Origin of the sequence: Arachnia propionica (assembly GCF_003859805.1) — a bacterium.
In the GTDB taxonomy this organism is placed as follows: Bacteria; Actinomycetota; Actinomycetes; order Propionibacteriales; family Propionibacteriaceae; genus Arachnia; species Arachnia propionica_C.
The window spans coordinates 15,438-32,222 of the sequence record NZ_RQZG01000015.1 but is presented as its reverse complement, the minus strand read 5'-3'; the positions used below and the strand labels follow the sequence as shown (position 1 = coordinate 32,222).

Below are 16,785 nucleotides of genomic sequence, written 5' to 3'. Positions count from 1 at the left end.
GGGGCCTGCCAGAATGGACCAACGATGAACATCCCCGAAGATCACGACCAGCACGTCCTCCTCGATCCCGAGATCAACCACGACGGTGACCAGCAGGACCTCGCCGAACGCCACTCGTTGCGGCGGGTGGACGGCATGCGCACCGAGCTGCAGGACATCTCCGAGGTCGAGTACCGCCAGCTCCGCCTGGAGAAGGTGGTGCTGGTCTCGGTGTGGACCTCGGGCAGCCAGCAGGATGCGGACAACGCGATGGCCGAGTTGAAACTGCTCGCCGAGACCGCGGGGTCACAGGTGCTGGAGGCATTGGTGCAGCGCCGTTCCCAGCCGGACCCGGCCACCTACATCGGCCGCGGCAAGGTCGAGGAGGTCGCCGAGGTGGTACGGGCCACCGGGGCGGACACCGTGATCTGCGACGGCGAGCTGCAACCGGCCCAGCTGCGCAACCTGGAGGACCGGGTCAAGGTCAAGGTGGTGGACCGCACCGCCTTGATCCTCGACATCTTCGCCTCCCACGCGAAGTCCGCCGAGGGCAAGGCCCAGGTGGAGCTGGCCCAGCTGCAGTACCTCAAGCAGCGGTTGCGTGGCTGGGGCGGCAACCTGTCCCGCCAGGCCGGCGGCCGGGCGGCGGCCGGGGCCGGGATCGGTGGCCGTGGGCCGGGTGAGACCAAACTGGAGACGGACCGTCGTCGCATCCACCACCGGATCGCCCAACTGCGCCGCAGGCTCCGGGAGATGGACGCCACCCGGCAGGGCAAACGGGCCGAACGTCGCAGACACCAGGTGCCCAGTGTGGCGATCGTCGGCTACACCAACGCCGGCAAGTCGTCACTGCTCAACCGCCTCACCGGAGCGGGGGTGCTGGTGGAGGACGCCCTCTTCGCCACGCTCGATCCCACCACACGGCGGACCGAGACCCGGGACGGCCGTGTCTTCACACTCACCGACACGGTCGGTTTCGTCCGGCATCTGCCCCATGACCTGGTGGAGGCCTTCCGCTCCACCCTGGAGGAGTCGGCCTCCGCCGATCTGCTGCTCCACGTCGTCGATGCCTCCGACCCGGATCCCGAAGGCCAGATCGCAGCGGTTCGTGAGGTCCTGGCGGAGATCGGCGCCATCGACATCCCGGAGCTGCTGGTGTGCAACAAGGCGGACCGGGCGGATGAGGCGACGCTGTTGACACTGCGTGGCAACCACCCCGACTGCGTGGTGGTCTCGGCCCGCACCGGGCTGGGGCTGGCTGAACTGGCGGAGGCGATCGAGGCCCGGCTGCCGAATCCGGAGGTGCCGGTGGACGTACTGGTGCCCTACGCGCGTGGGGACCTGATGGACCGCGTCCACAGAACGGGAACCATCGAGGAACTGGAACACACCGCGGAGGGCACCCGGGTCAGGGCACGCGTGCGCCCCGGCCTGGCCGCCGACCTCGAGGAGTTCGGTGTCTGATCTCGCCGGACGCCTCCTCCACCAGGCGGTCTCCGGGCTCGGGGGTGGTGAGCGTCCGGGGCAGGTGGCCATGGTCGCCGCCATCTCGAACGCGATGACAGAAGGGACCCACCTGTTGGTCCAGGCGGGGACGGGGACGGGAAAGTCCTTGGGCTATCTCGCACCGGCGCTCGCCCGGATCGTCGAGCGGGACGAGACCGTCATCGTCGCGACGGCGACACTGGCGCTCCAGGCGCAGCTGGCCAGCACTGACATCCCTGCCGCACTTGATGCGGTGGAGACGGTCACGGGTCGACGTCCCCGTGCCTCGGTGCTGAAGGGCCGGACCAACTATGCCTGCCTGTACAAGGTGCGTGACGAGGCGAGTGAGGCCGGACAGGGCGCTCTCATCGGAGCTGCGGACCTGGGGGAGTCCCGCAGCACCGAGTCCCCGTCGAGGCTCGGCATCGAGGTGCTGGCGCTTCGGGAATGGGCTGAGGAGCAGGCGCTGAACGGCGGCAGAGGGGATCGCGACGACGCACCCGGCCACACCGCCCAGGCGTGGCAGCAGGTCTCCATCCCCACCCGGGAGTGCCTGGGAGTCGGCAGGTGCCCCTTCGGGGCGGAGTGCTTCGTGGAGCGTTCCCGTGCGGAGGCCCACGATGCGGATCTCGTGGTCACGAACCACGCACTGGTGGCGATCAACGCGATGCACGGCCAGTCGGTGCTGCCGGAGCACGGGGTGCTCATCATCGACGAGGCCCACGAGCTCACCAGCAGGCTCACCACCGCGGCCACGGGGGAACTCGGTGAGGCCCTGGCGGAGCGGGTGGCGAGACGCTGTCTACCCTGGTTGGACGACGACACGGGGACGGATCTGCTGGAGGCCGTGGAGCGGCTGGGGGATGCACTGATGGACTCCCCCGCGGAGCGGATCATGGGGGAGGGACCCGTGGTCCTGGCCTGTGCCGGACTGCGTGATGCTGCACGCAAGGCGGTCTCCGAGCTGGGGCGGACCAAGGACGACCCGGAGTGTTCCCAGGCGTCGGGGGCACTGGGCGAGGTCCTCGACGTCGCGGAACGCATGGCCAGGCTCTCCGAGCACGACGTGGTGTGGGTCTCGCGCGCGGAGGGACGCGGGGGTGCGGACCCGGCGGCCACCGCACACGTGGCCCCGCTGTCGGTGGCAGGTCTGCTGCGCGAGGAGATCTTCGCCGAGGCCACGACGATCCTCACCTCCGCGACCCTCACCCTCGGCGGTGACTTCAGGGCCTTCGCCGGGAGCATCGGACTGCGGGCGGCCGAGGAACTCACCGCGCAACAGGAGGCGGGTGAGGAAGGTGGGTGGCGAGGTCTCGACGTCGGCTCCCCCTTCGACTACCGACGCCAGGGCATCCTGTACGCGGCCTCGTCGCTGCCCAGCCCGGGGCGCGACGGGCTGGGGGAGCAGGTGTTGGCGGAGATCGCCCAGCTCGTCTGGGCAGCCGGTGGGCGCACACTGGGCCTGTTCGCCTCGAGACGCAATGCGGAGCAGGCGGCGGCCCACTGCCGGGAGGCACTGCCTGAGCTGCGGATCCTGTGCCAGGGCGACGCCCAGCTCTCCGAGCTGCAACGCATCTTCACCGACGAGCCGGAGACCAGCCTGTTCGGCACGATGTCGCTGTGGCAGGGGGTGGATGTGCCGGGGGAGACGTGCCAGCTGGTCATCATCGACAAGATCCCCTTCCCACGCCCCGACGATCCGCTGATGCAGGCGCGCAAGAAGGCCGTCGACGATGCGGGCGGCAACGGTTTCATGGCGGTGGCCGCCACTCATGCGGCGCTGCTGCTGGCCCAAGGGGCCGGGCGACTCATCCGGCGGGAGAGTGACCGCGGCGTGGTGGCGATCCTCGATCCACGTCTGGTCACGGCCCGCTACGGCAGCTTCCTCGCGAGTTCCCTGCCCGGTTTCTGGCGCACCACGGACCAGGACATCGCCGGGCGCGCACTGCTCAGGTTGCGTGGGGCGGAGTGACCCGGATCCGATCGGACCTCAGTGATGTGACGGTCCGGGGCGGTGCCCCAAGGACATCTGCATCCTCACGAGGTATCCGTCAGGATCCTGCACCAGGAACTGCCGGACCCCGACCTCCTCGGTCGAGCTGATCCGGTACCACTTCTCCTCCGGGTCCATGAACAAGGGCCAGCCTGCCTCATGAAGCGTCCCCAGCTGCACGGCGATGTCAGGCACCACGATCTGGAGGTTGATCCCGCGGCCCAAGGGTGGGTCGAAGGAACCGGTTCGCCATGTCCGTCCGAGGTCGGCCTGGTCGAGCATGATGTGCGCGGTTCCCAGGACGAGGTGGGCGAAACCGTCCTCAGGTCTGTCGTGGAACACCTCGAAACCCAGCAACTCGCACCAGAACCACACGGAGGTGCTGCAGTCGGTGACAGTCAACTCAGGAATGAGTCCCTGTTCCTCGGCCATGTCTTCGGTGATCCTTCTTCCGTACAACCCCATCAGCCGGTGAAGCTGTGTCAGCAGGGCCTACCGGAGCCGGGGTGCCCCATGGCCCGGGCAACTGGCGGTTCGCATCATACCGGGCTGTCAACTTCTTCTGGGGCTGCTTCGAGTGAGGATCATCGGGTCGGGAATCCAGTGATGCCTCCTTCCTCGGTCGACCGTTCTGTCATGACTCGGATGCTCCCCCTGGTGTCCGAGCTCGTTCAGGACCCGGGATCCCGTGGTCGTGACATGGGGCGGACAACGGAGCGAGAGCCGCGCGGCACCGATCCAGAGGGGGTGGGAGAAATCGGTGCCGCGCGGTGGTTCCCGGGGTGCCTCACATGGTGATGCCGAGCGAGGTGAGGTAGGCCATCGGGTCGGTGGCGCGGTACACGTCGCCCGGGGTCCTGCCAGCGGGGTAGTACTCGAGATGGAGGTGGGAGCCGAAGCTGCGTCCCGTGCTGCCGACCTCGCCGATCTTCTGCCCCGCCGTGACCTGCTGGCCCACCTTCACGTCCGTGCTGCTCAGGTGGGCGTACAGGGTGGAGGAACCGTCAGCGGCGCGGATCGCCACATGGTTCCCGGCCCATGAGCCGACGTTGCCCTTGACCACCGTGCCGGAGACCACGGCACGCACCGGGGTGCCGCTGGCGGCCGAGAAGTCCTGCCCGGTGTGGTAACGCGACCAGTTCCCGGTGGCCCCGAAACGGGCACTGATCCGGTAGCTTCCCTTGGCCAGGGGAGCCGAAGCCCCGTCGGAACTGGCCTCACCGGAGGCTCGGGTGGCCGTCGTGGCGAGGGCGGCCGTCGCCGTTGTGTTCCCCGAGCCCTCTGCGGCACGCCGGGGTGACGTGGAGCGAGTCTGTTGTCCGGACTTCTTCGTGGTCTTCTTCGTCGTCCTCGAGGAGGACGAGGCCTCCGAGTGCTGGGGTGCGGCACGACGGGGACCGGGCTGGGCACAGTGCTTGTCGGCGGTCCGCGTGTTCGAGGCCGCTGGTTCCGCCGCTGATGCGGGGACGGTGTTCAGACCGAGCGCTCCGATGCCGCCCGCCAGCACGAGGGCCGCCAAGGGGCGACGCCATGGAGCAGGGGTCGCGGCGACAGCACGCCGTGGGAGACAACCGGGCCCGAAGGTGTCGGTGCCACGCCGGGGCTGGACTGATCTGCGGAGTCCCATGGTTTTCCTTTCGTCGGGAACACCACAATCCTGAGGATCTCTAAGGAAATTTTCAATCGCTTCTCAGGAATTCACAGCCGTTCACAGGAAGGACGTCGGGTAAATCGCGCTGACAAGGTGTGATGTTGACGGTTTTCACAGCTGGCGCACAGCAACCACACCATGGGTCGATCACCTCTAGAGTTCTGGTGTCGACAAACCGAAGGAGTTCGAGATGCCCCCACGGATCGCAGCGCGTGCCGCTGGAGTTGCTCTTCTGATCGCATCCCATGAGGACGGGATGCCCCAGGTGGTCCACTGGGGGAGCGACCCCGGCGAGCTCGACGAGGACCGGTTCGACGCCTTGGCGGCCGGGGCCGCCTGGATGAGGACCGGCAACGGGATGGATGAGGCACTGCGGGTGGGGGTGGTGCCCGAGGCCAGGTTCGGCTGGACCGGGACCCCCGGACTCATCGGCTCGCGTGACGGCCGCGGCTGGAGCCCGGCCTGGCGCACCCTCGAGGTGCTGGTCGATGACACCCCCGTGACCGGCTTCGTCAGCACCGGCCCGGCCAAGATCGGGTTCCACCTCGGCGCCGAGGCCGCGGAACTCGACCTGTGGCTGTGGCTGGAACTGCTGCCCACCGGGCTGGTGCGGGCCAGTGCCGAACTGACCAATCTCGGTGACACCGACTTCGACGTCACCGAGCTCACGCTGCGGCTGCCGGTCCCGGGGCGGGCCCGTGAGGTGTTGGACTTCGCCGGGCGGTGGGCGGCAGAGCGCATGCCGCAACGCCATCCCCTGCAGGTCGGCTCGTACCGTCGTGAGGGGCGCCACGGCCGCACCGGTGCCGATGCCTCCTTCGTGCTCACCGTCGGTGAGGAGGGGTTCGGGTACCGGACAGGTGAGGTGTGGGGCTGTCATGTCGCCTGGAGTGGCAATCACATCCACCTGGCCGAGCGCGAACTCCACGGTGCGCAGGTGATCGGTGGAGGGGAGCTCCTGCTGCCGGGGGAGGGCAGGCTGGGCCGGGGCGAGGTCCACCGAACACCACGTGTCTACTTCAACCATGCCTCGGGCCTCGACGCCCAGGCCGCCCGCTTCCACGAGCATCTGCGCGCACTCCCCGCTGCCCCTGACGTGGAGCGGCCCGTCACCCTCAACGTCTGGGAGGCCGTCTACTTCGACCACGACGCCGATCGCCTGCTCGATCTCGCCGAGCGGGCCGCCGCGTTGGGAGTGGAGCGATACGTTCTCGACGACGGCTGGTTCGGGGCCAGGCGTGACGACACGGCCGGTCTGGGGGACTGGGTGGTCAGCCCTGTGGTGTGGCCGCAGGGGCTGCACCCGCTGGTGGACCGGGTCAAGGCGTTGGGGATGCAGTTCGGGCTGTGGTTCGAACCGGAGATGGTCAATGAGGACTCCGACGTGGCCAGGGCCCATCCCGAGTGGATCATGCAGGTGGAGGATCGGCTGCCGATCCGCAGCCGCTTCCAACAGGTGCTCAATCTCGCGATCCCGGGAGCCTTCGAGCACGTGCTCGGGCAGATGAGTGCACTGTTCGAGGAGTACGCCATCGACTACGTCAAGTGGGATCACAACCGCGACCTGGTCGATGCGGGCACCGCCCCGCACGGTCGCGCCGCCGTCGCCGCCCAGACCCGTGCCTACTACCGGTTGTTGGACGAGCTGCGCCGTCGGTTCCCCCACGTCGAGTTCGAGTCCTGTTCCTCGGGAGGGGCCCGCATCGATCTCGAGGTGATGGAACGCGTCCAGCGGGTGTGGGTCTCGGACAACATCGACCCGGATGACCGGCAACGGATGCTGTGGTGGACCGGACAACTGCTGCCGACCGAGGTGATGGGATCACACATCGCCTCCGGACGCTCCCATGTCACCGGTCGGTGGCACGACCTGGAGTACCGGGCGGCGACGGCGATCTTCGGGCATCTCGGTGTCGAGTGGGACCTGGCCCGGGCCAGTGACGAGGAGCTCGAGTCGTTGCGGTGGTGGATCGCCTGGTACAAGGAGAACCGCCACCGGTTGCTCACTGGCCGACTGGTCCGACAGGGTCTCCCGGAGAAGGGGGTCTGGTTCAAGGGTGTCGTGGGGGACGAGGGAGGCATCTTCAGCCTTGCCCTTGTCGAGAACACCCCGACCGCGGCACTGGGACCGATCCTTTTCCCCGGCCTGGCCGCTGATCGGCTCCACGAGGTCCGGGTCATCAATCGGCAGCCCGTCCTGGAGCGGGTGCAGGCGCCATGGCTGGCGGGGTCACCGCTTCGTCTGACGGGAGCCCAGCTGGCGAGCGTGGGGTTGCAGGCCCCGATCCTGCAGCCCTCCACGGCCGTCGTCTTCGACATCCGTCCCGTGGATTGAGGCGTCACCTCGGGACGTGACCTGCCCGGCGCGTCCCGAGGTCATCCGGTGAGGAAGTGGGCACAATGTTGGGCAGTTCTGCCAACGGAGGTGAGAGATGTCCCCTGCCAGCACCGAGGTGGCCACGGAAGGTCAACCCAGGCGCCGACCCCGAAGCGATCTCCGACTCGCACTCGTCATGATTGCGCCAGCCGTACTCGGCCTCGGGATCTTCCTGATCTGGCCCACCCTCCACGGCATCGCGCTCAGCTTCACCGACTTCAACCTGCTCACCCCTCCGACGTGGCACGGCCTCAACAACTACCTGCGGATGCTGGAGGACCCGGTGTTCTGGAACGCGGCCTGGGTGACGCTCTACTACGTGGTGGTCAACATCGGCGTCCAGACCGTGCTGGCCCTCGTCATCGCCGTGCTGATGCATCGACTCACCCGGTCGACCATCGTCCGCTCACTGGTTCTCACCCCGTACCTGGTCTCCAACGTGGTGGCGGCACTGGTGTTCTTCTGGATCCTCGACACCCAGCTGGGACTGGGCAACCAGATACTGGCCGGCATGGGGCTGGAGAGGATCCCGTTCCTGGCCGATGACGCGACGGTGATCCCCACCATCGCGCTCATCAACGTCTGGCGACACGTCGGTTACACGGCGCTGCTGATCTTCGCCGGACTGCAGACCATCCCGGAGTCCGCCTACGAGGCGGCACGTGTCGACGGGGCGTCCGAGTGGCAGACCTTCTGGCGGATCACGATCCCGTTGCTGCGTCCCATCCTCGCCCTGGTGCTCATCATGACCATCATCGGGTCGTTCCAGGTGTTCGACACCGTCGCTGTCACCACGGCGGGTGGGCCGGTCAACTCGTCCCGGGTGCTCCAGTTCTACATCTACAACATGGCCTTCGGGCAGTTCCAGTTCGGGTACGCCTCGGCCCTGTCCGTGGGTCTTCTCGTGATCCTCGTCATTATCACCGTCCTCCAGTACCGGCTGACCCGCGCCGGTGAGACCGACCTGAACTGAGGAGCCAGCCGTGTCCACCACTGCGACAGTCCCCACCACGGACAACACCGCGGAGTCTACCGCCACCCGGACCAGGAAATCCCTGTCCATCGGCCGCATCCTGGCCTGGGTCTTCATGGGGGTGATCCTGCTCATCACCCTCATCCCGTTCTACTGGATGATCCGCACCGCACTGTCCTCCAACGCCGCGCTGTACTCAGGGGCCACGAGCTGGCTGCCCGTCGACTTCAACACCGGCAGTTTCGCCCGGGTCTTCGGCCTGCAGACGGGGGAGGAGGCCATCGCCCAGGGCGGTTCCGGTCAGGCCATCGACTTCTGGCGCTACCTCGCCAACAGTGTCGTCGTGGCCTGCCTGGTCACCGCCGGGCAGGTCTTCTTCTCCGCCTGCGCGGCCTACGCCTTCTCCCGGCTGAGGTGGCCGGGCCGGAACCTGGTCTACACGCTGGTCCTGGGAGGGCTGATGGTGCCCGCCATCTTCACGTTCCTGCCCAACTTCGTCCTCATCAAGCAACTCGGACTCATCGACACCCTGCTCGGGATCTCCCTGCCGACGATGCTGATGTCGCCGTTCGCGGTGTTCTTCCTGCGACAGTTCTTCATGAACGTCCCCGTCGAACTGGAGGAGGCGGCACTGCTGGACGGGTCCAGCAAGATCGGGATCTTCTTCCGGCTGATCCTGCCGATGTCCGCGGCACCCATCGCCACCTTGTCGATCCTGACCTTCATCACCGCCTGGAACGACTACTTCTGGCCGCTGATGGTCTCCTACACCGACAACTCGCGGGTGCTCACCGTCGGCCTCGGTGTCTTCCGGGCGCAGAACCCGAACACCGGGCCGGACTGGTCCGGGTTGATGGCCGCCACCCTCGTCGCCGCCATCCCCATGCTCGTGCTGTTCGCCCTCAGCGCGAGGCGCATCGTCAACTCCATCGGCTTCAGCGGAATCAAGTGAGGTCCATCATGAACCGCAACATCCACCGGCTCATCGCCACCGCCACGGTCGGTGCCCTCCTCGCCACCGGCTGCGCCGCGGGCCCGAAGAGCGACGGCGTCATCGACTACTGGCTGTGGGACTCGGTCCAGCAACCCGGTTACCAGGCCTGTGCCGATGCCTTCGAGGCCGAGACCGGCTTACGGGTCAACATCACCCAGTACGGGTGGGACGACTACTGGAGCAAGCTCACCGCAGGTTTCATCGCCGACCAGGCCCCGGACGTGTTCACCAACCACCTCAGCAGGTACGCGCAGTTCATCGACCTGGAGGTGCTGGTGCCGCTCGACGACCTGGCCCCCACCCGGGAGGTCGACGACACCGACTACGCCACAGGGCTGGCCGACCTCTGGAAGGGACAGGACGGCAGACGCTACGGCATCCCCAAGGACTGGGACACCATCGCCTACTTCTACGACGAACGGGTCACGGATGCGGCCGGGATCACCCGGGAGCAGCTGATGACCATGGACTGGAACCCGGACGACGGCGGCTCCTTCGAACGGATCATCGCACACCTGAGCGTGGACGCCAACGGCGTCAGAGGAGATGAGCCGGGGTTCGACAGGAACAACGTCGCCGTCTACGGGCTCGGATCCGACGGGGCCGGCGGGGATGCCCTGGGGCAGACCACCTGGGGCGCCTACGCGGGTGCCATGGGTTGGGAACCACTCGACAAGAACCCCTGGGGGCGTCGCTACAACCTGGACGATCCCGAGTTCCAGAAGGTGATGCGCTGGTACTACGGACTCGTCGAGAAGGGATACATGCCCGCCTACGAGACCTTCGGGTCCAAGGTCGGCTCCTATCAGCAGGTGGCGCAGGGCAAGGCGGTGCTCGGCATGAACGGTTCCTGGATGATCTCGTCCTTCGTCTCCATCCCCGGGATCCAGCTACAGATCGCACCGACCCCGGTCGGGCCGCTCGGGCACCGGGCGAGCCCCTTCAACGGGCTCGCGGACTCCATCACCCGGTTCGCCGACGACAAGGAGGCCGCAGCGAAGTGGGTGGCCTTCCTCGGTTCCTCGAGGTGCCAGATGATGATCGCCGATGCCGGAGTGGTGTTCCCGGCCAGGTCGGAGGCGACGGAGCGCTCGCTCCAGGTTCGGGCACAACAGGGGCTGGACGTCAGCGCCTTCACCGTCCATCTCGACGAGGGCACCACCCGCACCCTCGCCGTCACGACGAATGCCGCTGACGTGGCGGCCCTGACCGTTCCCGGTTTCGAGGCGGTCTACGTCGGGCAGCAGGACGTGTCGTACTTCACCAGGATCAACGATCAGGTCAACCGGTTGTTGGAGCTGACCTCATGAACGCAGCCCCTTGCGGGCGAGCAGGTGGCTGACATCCGGGTCGCCGCCTCGGAAACCGTGCCAGGAACGCATCGGCTCGATGCTGCCACCACGCCCCAGCAGTTCGCGGCGGAACCACTCCCCGGCCTCACGCCTCAGTCCACCCTGTTCCTCGAACCACGCGACGGTGTCGGCATCCATCACCTCGGCCCACAGGTAGCCGTAGTACGCGGCTGCGTAGGCGCTGCCGAAGACGTGGCTGAAGTAACAGGTCCGGTACCGCGGTGGCACCAGGGGATGGGCGACCCCGGCACGCTCCAGCGCAGCCTGCTCGAAGGCCTCGACCTCGGAGACGTCCCGTGGCAGCTCCTCAGGGGTCGCGGTGTGCCATGCCTGGTCCAGCAGCATCGCAGCCACCGTCTCCAAGGTCTGGAACCCCTCCCCCTGCGCGCGAGAGGCACGCAGCCTCGCCACGAGTTCCTCCGGCAGGGGCTCATCGGTGACGTGATGGCGGGCGAAGGAACGGATCAGGTTCTCGTCCCAGGCCCACATCTCGTTGACCTGGGAGGGGAACTCGACGAAGTCCCGGGGCACCGAGGTCCCCGACCGTGACGGGTACTTCACGTCGGAGAGCAGACCGTGCAGCGCATGGCCGAACTCGTGGAACAAGGTGATGACGTTGTCCCAGGACAACAGGGCCGGAGCGCCCTCGGCCGGGGGCGTGTAGTTGCACGTGTTGGTCACCACCGGCAGGTCCGAGGTCAGCCCTGCCTGATCGACGATGCTGGTCATCCAGGCCCCGCCCCGTTTCGTCGGGCGGGTGAACGGGTCGATCACGAAGGCGCCCAGCGGACTGCCGTCGGCCTCCCGCACCTCGTGGACGCGGGCCTCGGGAGTGAAACCCACCAGATCGGGGCGCTCGTGGAAGGTGATCCCGTACAGTCCGGTGGCCGCTGCGAACACCCCGTGGTGCAGGACCCGCTCGAATTCCAGGTAGGGCTTCAGCTGGGCCGGGTCGACGGCCCCCGCGGCAGCCTGCTCGGCGGCGTAGAACTCCCAGTCCCAGGGCTCGAGGGTGGCACCGGGGACATCCCGCTGCAGCAGGTCCTGCAGTTCTGAGGCCTCCTGCTGGGCCAGGGCCATCGCGCCGGGGGCCACCTTCTGCAACAGGTCGAGCACCGCTGGGGTGGTGCGGGCGCATCCCTCGGCAGCCACCCAGGAGGCGTGGTGGGGATGTCCCAGCAACTGGGCCCGCTCGGCCCTGCGGTGTGCGATGTCGAGGACGATGCGACGGACGTCGTGGTCGCCCTCCAACCCCCGGGACATGGAGGCCTGCAGGATCCGCCGCCTCAGGTCACGGTTGCGGAGATCCGCCAGGATCGGCTGCCTCGTGGTGTTGGTCAACTCGATGAGCCAACCCTCCAGTCCCCGGTCGAGCGCGGCCCGGTGCGCGGTCTCGAGCTGCGCCTCGTCGAGCCCGTCGAGCTCCTCACGTTCGGTGACCAGCACGGCCTTGGCGCCCCGTTCATCGAGGAGCCTGCGCTCGAATTCCACCGACAGGGAGGCCAGCTCCGTGTTCAGTTCCTTGAGGCGGGCCAGGGCCTTGGGGGCGAGGTTGACCCCGGAACGCTCCAGGGTGTCGATGAGGTCGCCGAGGTGGAACTCGTCCTCGGCATCCAGGGTGACCTCACCCGCAGTGGCGCGATCCCGCAGCGCGACCAGGCGTCGGTGGAGCCGGGGGTCCAGGCGAACGGCATCCGAGTGGGTGGCCAGCAGCGGGGCGAGTTCCGCCTCCACCGCGCGACGCTCATCGGTGCCATCGGCAGCCACGACCACCCAGTAGGTGTTGATCACCCGTGCGAGGGGTCGGCCGCTCAGCTCCAGCGCGACCAGCACGTTCTCCACGGTGGCGGGGCTCGGGTCGGTGACCAGCGCCTCGACCGCCTCACGCTGTTCCGCCATGGCTGCCAGTGCCGCCTCGCGCACGTGATCGGTGGTGAGACGGGCGTAGTCGGGAAGCTGGAACGGCAGCGGGGAAGGGGAGAGAAGAGGATTCATGACCCCCATCCAACCACGCGTAGAATCTCCCGGTCCGAATCGAGGAGGGAAGATGGTCACACCACTGCGTCTGCACGCACCGAGCCGCAGGGATGCCGTCGTGGTGGAACTGCCCGTGGTGCTGGCACCCATGGCAGGGATCACCAATGCCGCATATCGGGCCCTGTGCCTGGAGCAGGGGGCCGGACTCTACGTCTGCGAGATGATGACCTCCCGGGGCATCATCGTGGGTGATCACAAGACCCGCTCGATGCTCACCTTCGATCCATCGGAGACGATCCGCTCGGTCCAGCTCTACGGGGTGGATCCGGACGTGGTCGCCGAGGCCACCCGGGTACTCGTCACCGAGCACGGCGTCCACCACGTGGACCTCAACTTCGGGTGCCCGGTCCCGAAGGTGACCCGGAAGGGGGGCGGCGGGGTGTTGCCGTACAAGCGTGACCGGCTGCGGGCCATCGTCCGGGCAGCGGTCCAGGCGGCCGATGAGTTCGGGGTCCCGGTGACGGTCAAGACCAGGATCGGCATCGATGACGAGCACGAGACCTTCCTCGACGCCGGACGCATCGCTGAGCAGGAGGGAGCGGCCGCCATCGCGCTCCACGCCCGTACCGTGCAGCAGGCCTACGGCGGGCAGGCGGACTGGTCCCGCATCGCGGAGCTGAAGGAGACGGTCTCCATCCCGGTGCTGGGCAACGGTGACCTGTGGGAGGCCGAGGACGCCTTGGCCATGATGGCTCGGACCGGATGTGACGGGGTGGTCATCGGTCGGGGTTGTCTGGGGAGGCCATGGCTGTTCGGGGATCTCGCCGCGGCCTTCGCCGGTGAGCCACATCGCGCCCGACCCACGCTCGGAGAGGTGGGCGCGATGCTCATCCGTCACGCCGAGCTGCTGGTCGACCTGATGGGGGAGCGCGGGGTCGTCGATCTGCGCAAGCACATGGCCTGGTACTTCAAGGGGTATCCGGTGGGCGAGCTGCGTCGTCGTTTCGCGATGGTCTCCTCACTGGAGGAGCTTCGGGAACTCGTCGGGCAGCTGGATGCCGATCAGCCGTTCCCCACATCCGAACTCGGCACGCCCCGTGGCAGGCAGGGCAGCCCTCGGGGCAGGGTGATCCTGCCGTACGGCTGGTACGACGACACCAGTGGCTGTGGGTTGGACCTCAGCGCGGCCGAGGACGACGTCAGCGGGGGGTGACCTGGGCCTGGTGTGATCGTGGTCCAGCACTCGGGCTGCCACTACGAAATGTAGTATCTGTGGTTACCGTGGGGGACAACGAACAGGAGACCCATGACCGAGACCGTGACCCTGACCCTCGACGGCACCCAGTACGCCCTGCCCCTGGTCCGGGGGACCGAGGGGGAACTGGCCGTGGACATCTCGAGCCTGCGCGCCACGACGGGACTCATCACCTTGGACAGTGGCTTCGGCAACACCGGCTCGTGCCGCTCCGCCATCACCTTCATCGACGGCGAGAAGGGCATACTTCGCTACCGTGGGGTTCCCATCGAGGACCTGGCACGTCGTTCCTCCTTCATCGAGGCGGCTGAGCTGCTGATCTTCGGAGAGCTGCCGGATGTGCACGAACGGGAGGAGTTCCGGCAGCTGCTCATCGAGAACTCGACCCTGCACCGCGACATGCGCAAGCACTTCGACGGGTTCCCCGTCAATGCGCACCCGATGGCGATCCTCTCGGCGATGATCAACGCGATCCAGGCCTATGACCTGCCCGGTATCCACATCACCGAGGAGTCCGACTTCCGTCGGGCCGCGGCCCTCCTGCTGGCGAAGACCCGCACCATCGCCGCGGCCTCCTACAAGAGCCACATCGGGCAGCCGCTGGCCTACCCGCGCTACGACCTGCCGTATGCGGAGAACTTCCTCCACATGATGTTCTCCGTGCCCTACCGCGACTACGAGGCCACCCCGGAGGTGGCCAACGCCCTCAACCTCTTCTTCGTCCTCCACGCCGACCATGAGCAGAACTGCTCCACCTCCACCGTCCGGATGGTCGCCTCGTCGGGGGCGAACCTGTTCACCTCGGTCTCGGCAGGAGTGGCGGCCCTGTGGGGTCCCTCCCACGGTGGGGCGAACATGGCCGTGATCGAGATGCTGGAGACCATCCGTGACGAGAACCTCTCGGTGGTCCGATTCCTCGACCAGATCAAGGACCGACGCACCGGTCAGCGACTCATGGGCTTCGGGCACCGGGTCTACCGCAACTTCGACCCCCGGGCGCGCATCCTGAAGAGGGCCGCCCACGAGCTGCTGGAGTCGATGCACATCGACGATCCGCTGCTGGACATCGCCAGGGAGCTGGAGGAGGCGGCCCTGGCCGACCCCTACTTCACCGAGCGCAGGCTCTACCCCAACGTCGACTTCTACTCCGGCATCATCCTGCGAGCCATCGGGATCCCGCTGGACATGTTCACCGTGCTGTTCGCGATCGGCCGTACGGCTGGCTGGATCGCGCACTGGAAGGAGATCGTCGATGATCCGACCGGGCGGATCCATCGGCCGCGGCAGCTCTACATCGGCAACCACCACACCCAGTGGCTGCCCTACGAGGAGCGCTGATCCGCGACGGTCTCCACATCCGCATCCAGCTCGGCGGGGGACAGACGTGGTCCGAGTGCGCCGCACAGGGCCACGAGCGCCCCGCCGAGCACCAGCAGGGCCATGGGAGCCCCATCGTGCCCGAGTCGGTTCTCCAGTCCCGGGAGGTAGTAGGGGTGCAGCGCCGGGACGATGATGGACAGGGAGTAGGCCGTGCCGTACCCGGTGGCACGCACTCTCGTCGGGAACCGTTCGCAGAGGTATGCGCCGATCGGACCATAACCGCAGACCGTGAACACCTGCAGCAGGGCGGCCGACACCGCGACCCAAACCAGCTCCCGGACGTGCATCGTCGCCCACCACAGCATCGGTGCGATGACGGCGGCGGTGAGCCCCCAGGCCACGAGGAAACGCCGTCGTCCGGTCCTGGAGGACAGGTGACCGGCAACCGCCATGAAGATCGCCTGGGCGACGGCGGCCCACCCCATCACCATGGCGACGGCGTCGGAGGTCAGTGCGAGGGAGCTGACGAGACGTCGGGCGAGGAGGAGGACCACCACGTTGGTCATGAACCACAGGCCGGTCATCAGACCGAACATCTGCCAGAACGCCCGCCGCCAGCTGCCGACGAGGATCTCGGCCAGTCCTGCCGGGGCATCCGGGCTCCTGGCGTGTCTGCGGTACACCGGGGCATCGGCGACGTGGGCCGAGTAGTAGCCCAGCATCACCAGGGAGGCGATCCCCCCGGCCGCGAAGGACACCCGCCAACCCCACGTGCCGTAGTGGGCGAGGCCGAACAGGGTCAGCTGGGTCAGGGTGACGAAGGCGATCGTGGCCTGCGCCCACGGTGACATCGACATGATGAGCCCCGAGACCAGGCCGCGGCCGCGGGGTCTCGACCATTCCATCGCCAGCGGGATGGCGGAGGTGTACTCCCCGGCGAGGAAGGCCCCGCCGAGGAAGCGCAGCACGATGATCAGCCACATGGTCCAGGCCCCGAGCAGGTGGTGGGTGGGCACGGCTGCGATGAGCAGGGTGCAGACGGCGGTTCCCGCGATGGCGATCTTCGTGGTGACGGTGCGTCCCAGCCGGTCCGAGACCCGCCCGAACACCATGGCACCGATCGGGCGCCCGAGCAACGTGGCCATCACCACGAAGGAGACGGTGGCGGTGATGGCCTGTTCACCGGCCAGCATCGGTAGGGCCGGTGCCAGGGCCGTGACGGGCAGGAAGATGTGGAGCTGATCCACGTAGTTGCCCCACACCCCGCCCTTCAGGGCGGCTCGCCCGGCGGCGGGGAGTCGTGTGGGGGCGGTGGTGACAGCCATGCCGTCTCCTTTCCTACGCTGCTGCACACAGATCAGGTTCGAACGGTTTCAGGCAGCCGCAGCCTGTTCTCAACCCGTGCTCGGGGTCCCGTAGTCGACGCTGG

General features: G+C 67.7%; 12 protein-coding genes. 8 read left to right on the top strand and 4 right to left on the bottom strand.

Annotated features, from left to right (window positions below; all coding sequences use genetic code 11):
• Positions 1-24: 24 nt before the first annotated feature.
• Both hflX and EII34_RS11980 read left to right on the top strand, forming a co-directional pair.
• Positions 25-1,443 (top strand): GTPase HflX, encoded by a 1,419-nt coding sequence (gene hflX, locus EII34_RS11985; protein ID WP_124845403.1) that lies wholly within the window; start codon positions 25-27, stop codon positions 1,441-1,443.
• A complete protein-coding gene (locus tag EII34_RS11980) occupies positions 1,436-3,436 on the top strand; it encodes an ATP-dependent DNA helicase (protein ID WP_395858091.1) in 2,001 nt (666 codons plus the stop codon). The genes hflX and EII34_RS11980 overlap by 8 nt, the downstream gene beginning before the upstream one ends.
• Positions 3,437-3,454: 18 nt before the next feature.
• Here the strand turns inward: EII34_RS11980 and EII34_RS11975 are convergent, their stop codons facing one another.
• Both EII34_RS11975 and EII34_RS11970 read right to left on the bottom strand, forming a co-directional pair.
• Positions 3,455-3,889 (bottom strand): bleomycin resistance protein, encoded by a 435-nt coding sequence (locus EII34_RS11975; RefSeq protein ID WP_124845402.1) that lies wholly within the window; start codon positions 3,887-3,889, stop codon positions 3,455-3,457.
• A gap of 355 nt (positions 3,890-4,244) precedes the next feature.
• A complete protein-coding gene (locus tag EII34_RS11970) occupies positions 4,245-5,084 on the bottom strand; it encodes a M23 family metallopeptidase (protein WP_124845401.1) in 840 nt (279 codons plus the stop codon).
• A gap of 214 nt (positions 5,085-5,298) precedes the next feature.
• Between EII34_RS11970 and EII34_RS11965 the strand changes: the two genes are divergently transcribed.
• The 4 genes from EII34_RS11965 to EII34_RS11950 all read left to right on the top strand — a co-directional run bounded on the left by EII34_RS11965 (position 5,299) and on the right by EII34_RS11950 (position 10,762).
• Entirely contained in the window at positions 5,299-7,443 is a 2,145-nt protein-coding gene (locus EII34_RS11965; RefSeq protein WP_124845400.1) for an alpha-galactosidase, read from the top strand.
• Between the two features lie 178 nt (positions 7,444-7,621).
• A complete protein-coding gene (locus EII34_RS11960) occupies positions 7,622-8,458 on the top strand; it encodes a carbohydrate ABC transporter permease (protein WP_260425144.1) in 837 nt (278 codons plus the stop codon).
• A gap of 10 nt (positions 8,459-8,468) precedes the next feature.
• A complete protein-coding gene (locus EII34_RS11955) occupies positions 8,469-9,410 on the top strand; it encodes a carbohydrate ABC transporter permease (RefSeq protein ID WP_260425143.1) in 942 nt (313 codons plus the stop codon).
• 8 nt (positions 9,411-9,418) lie between these two features.
• On the top strand, positions 9,419-10,762 hold the full coding sequence (locus tag EII34_RS11950) for an ABC transporter substrate-binding protein (RefSeq protein ID WP_124845398.1): 1,344 nt from the start codon (positions 9,419-9,421) through the stop codon (positions 10,760-10,762).
• On the opposite strand, the gene EII34_RS11945 is transcribed toward EII34_RS11950, so the two are convergent.
• Entirely contained in the window at positions 10,757-12,799 is a 2,043-nt protein-coding gene (locus EII34_RS11945) for a M3 family metallopeptidase (protein WP_221620290.1), read from the bottom strand. The two genes, EII34_RS11950 and EII34_RS11945, sit on opposite strands and share 6 nt — an antisense overlap.
• A gap of 52 nt (positions 12,800-12,851) precedes the next feature.
• Between EII34_RS11945 and dusB the strand changes: the two genes are divergently transcribed.
• Both dusB and EII34_RS11935 read left to right on the top strand, forming a co-directional pair.
• On the top strand, positions 12,852-13,994 hold the full coding sequence (gene dusB / locus EII34_RS11940) for a tRNA dihydrouridine synthase DusB (RefSeq protein WP_124845396.1): 1,143 nt from the start codon (positions 12,852-12,854) through the stop codon (positions 13,992-13,994).
• A gap of 93 nt (positions 13,995-14,087) precedes the next feature.
• The gene (locus EII34_RS11935) at positions 14,088-15,374 is read left to right on the top strand and encodes a citrate synthase (protein ID WP_124845395.1); all 1,287 of its coding nucleotides are present in this window, start codon (positions 14,088-14,090) and stop codon (positions 15,372-15,374) included.
• Here EII34_RS11935 and EII34_RS11930 read toward each other — a convergent pair.
• Positions 15,359-16,681, bottom strand: a complete 1,323-nt coding sequence (locus tag EII34_RS11930) for an MFS transporter (protein ID WP_124845394.1) — start codon at positions 16,679-16,681, stop codon at positions 15,359-15,361. The two genes, EII34_RS11935 and EII34_RS11930, sit on opposite strands and share 16 nt — an antisense overlap.
• Positions 16,682-16,785: the final 104 nt, after the last annotated feature.

What these genes read in the sequence shown, in the direction of transcription:
- hflX (WP_124845403.1), top strand. Translation starts at nt 25, where the DNA reads ATGAACATCCCCGAAGATCACGACCAGCACGTCCTCCTCGATCCCGAG.
- EII34_RS11975 (WP_124845402.1), bottom strand. Translation starts at nt 3,889, where the DNA reads ATGGCCGAGGAACAGGGACTCATTCCTGAGTTGACTGTCACCGACTGC.
- EII34_RS11970 (WP_124845401.1), bottom strand. Translation starts at nt 5,084, where the DNA reads ATGGGACTCCGCAGATCAGTCCAGCCCCGGCGTGGCACCGACACCTTC.
- EII34_RS11965 (WP_124845400.1), top strand. Translation starts at nt 5,299, where the DNA reads ATGCCCCCACGGATCGCAGCGCGTGCCGCTGGAGTTGCTCTTCTGATC.
- EII34_RS11960 (WP_260425144.1), top strand. Translation starts at nt 7,622, where the DNA reads ATGATTGCGCCAGCCGTACTCGGCCTCGGGATCTTCCTGATCTGGCCC.
- EII34_RS11950 (WP_124845398.1), top strand. Translation starts at nt 9,419, where the DNA reads ATGAACCGCAACATCCACCGGCTCATCGCCACCGCCACGGTCGGTGCC.
- EII34_RS11945 (WP_221620290.1), bottom strand. Translation starts at nt 12,799, where the DNA reads ATGAATCCTCTTCTCTCCCCTTCCCCGCTGCCGTTCCAGCTTCCCGAC.
- dusB (WP_124845396.1), top strand. Translation starts at nt 12,852, where the DNA reads ATGGTCACACCACTGCGTCTGCACGCACCGAGCCGCAGGGATGCCGTC.
- EII34_RS11935 (WP_124845395.1), top strand. Translation starts at nt 14,088, where the DNA reads ATGACCGAGACCGTGACCCTGACCCTCGACGGCACCCAGTACGCCCTG.
- EII34_RS11930 (WP_124845394.1), bottom strand. Translation starts at nt 16,681, where the DNA reads ATGGCTGTCACCACCGCCCCCACACGACTCCCCGCCGCCGGGCGAGCC.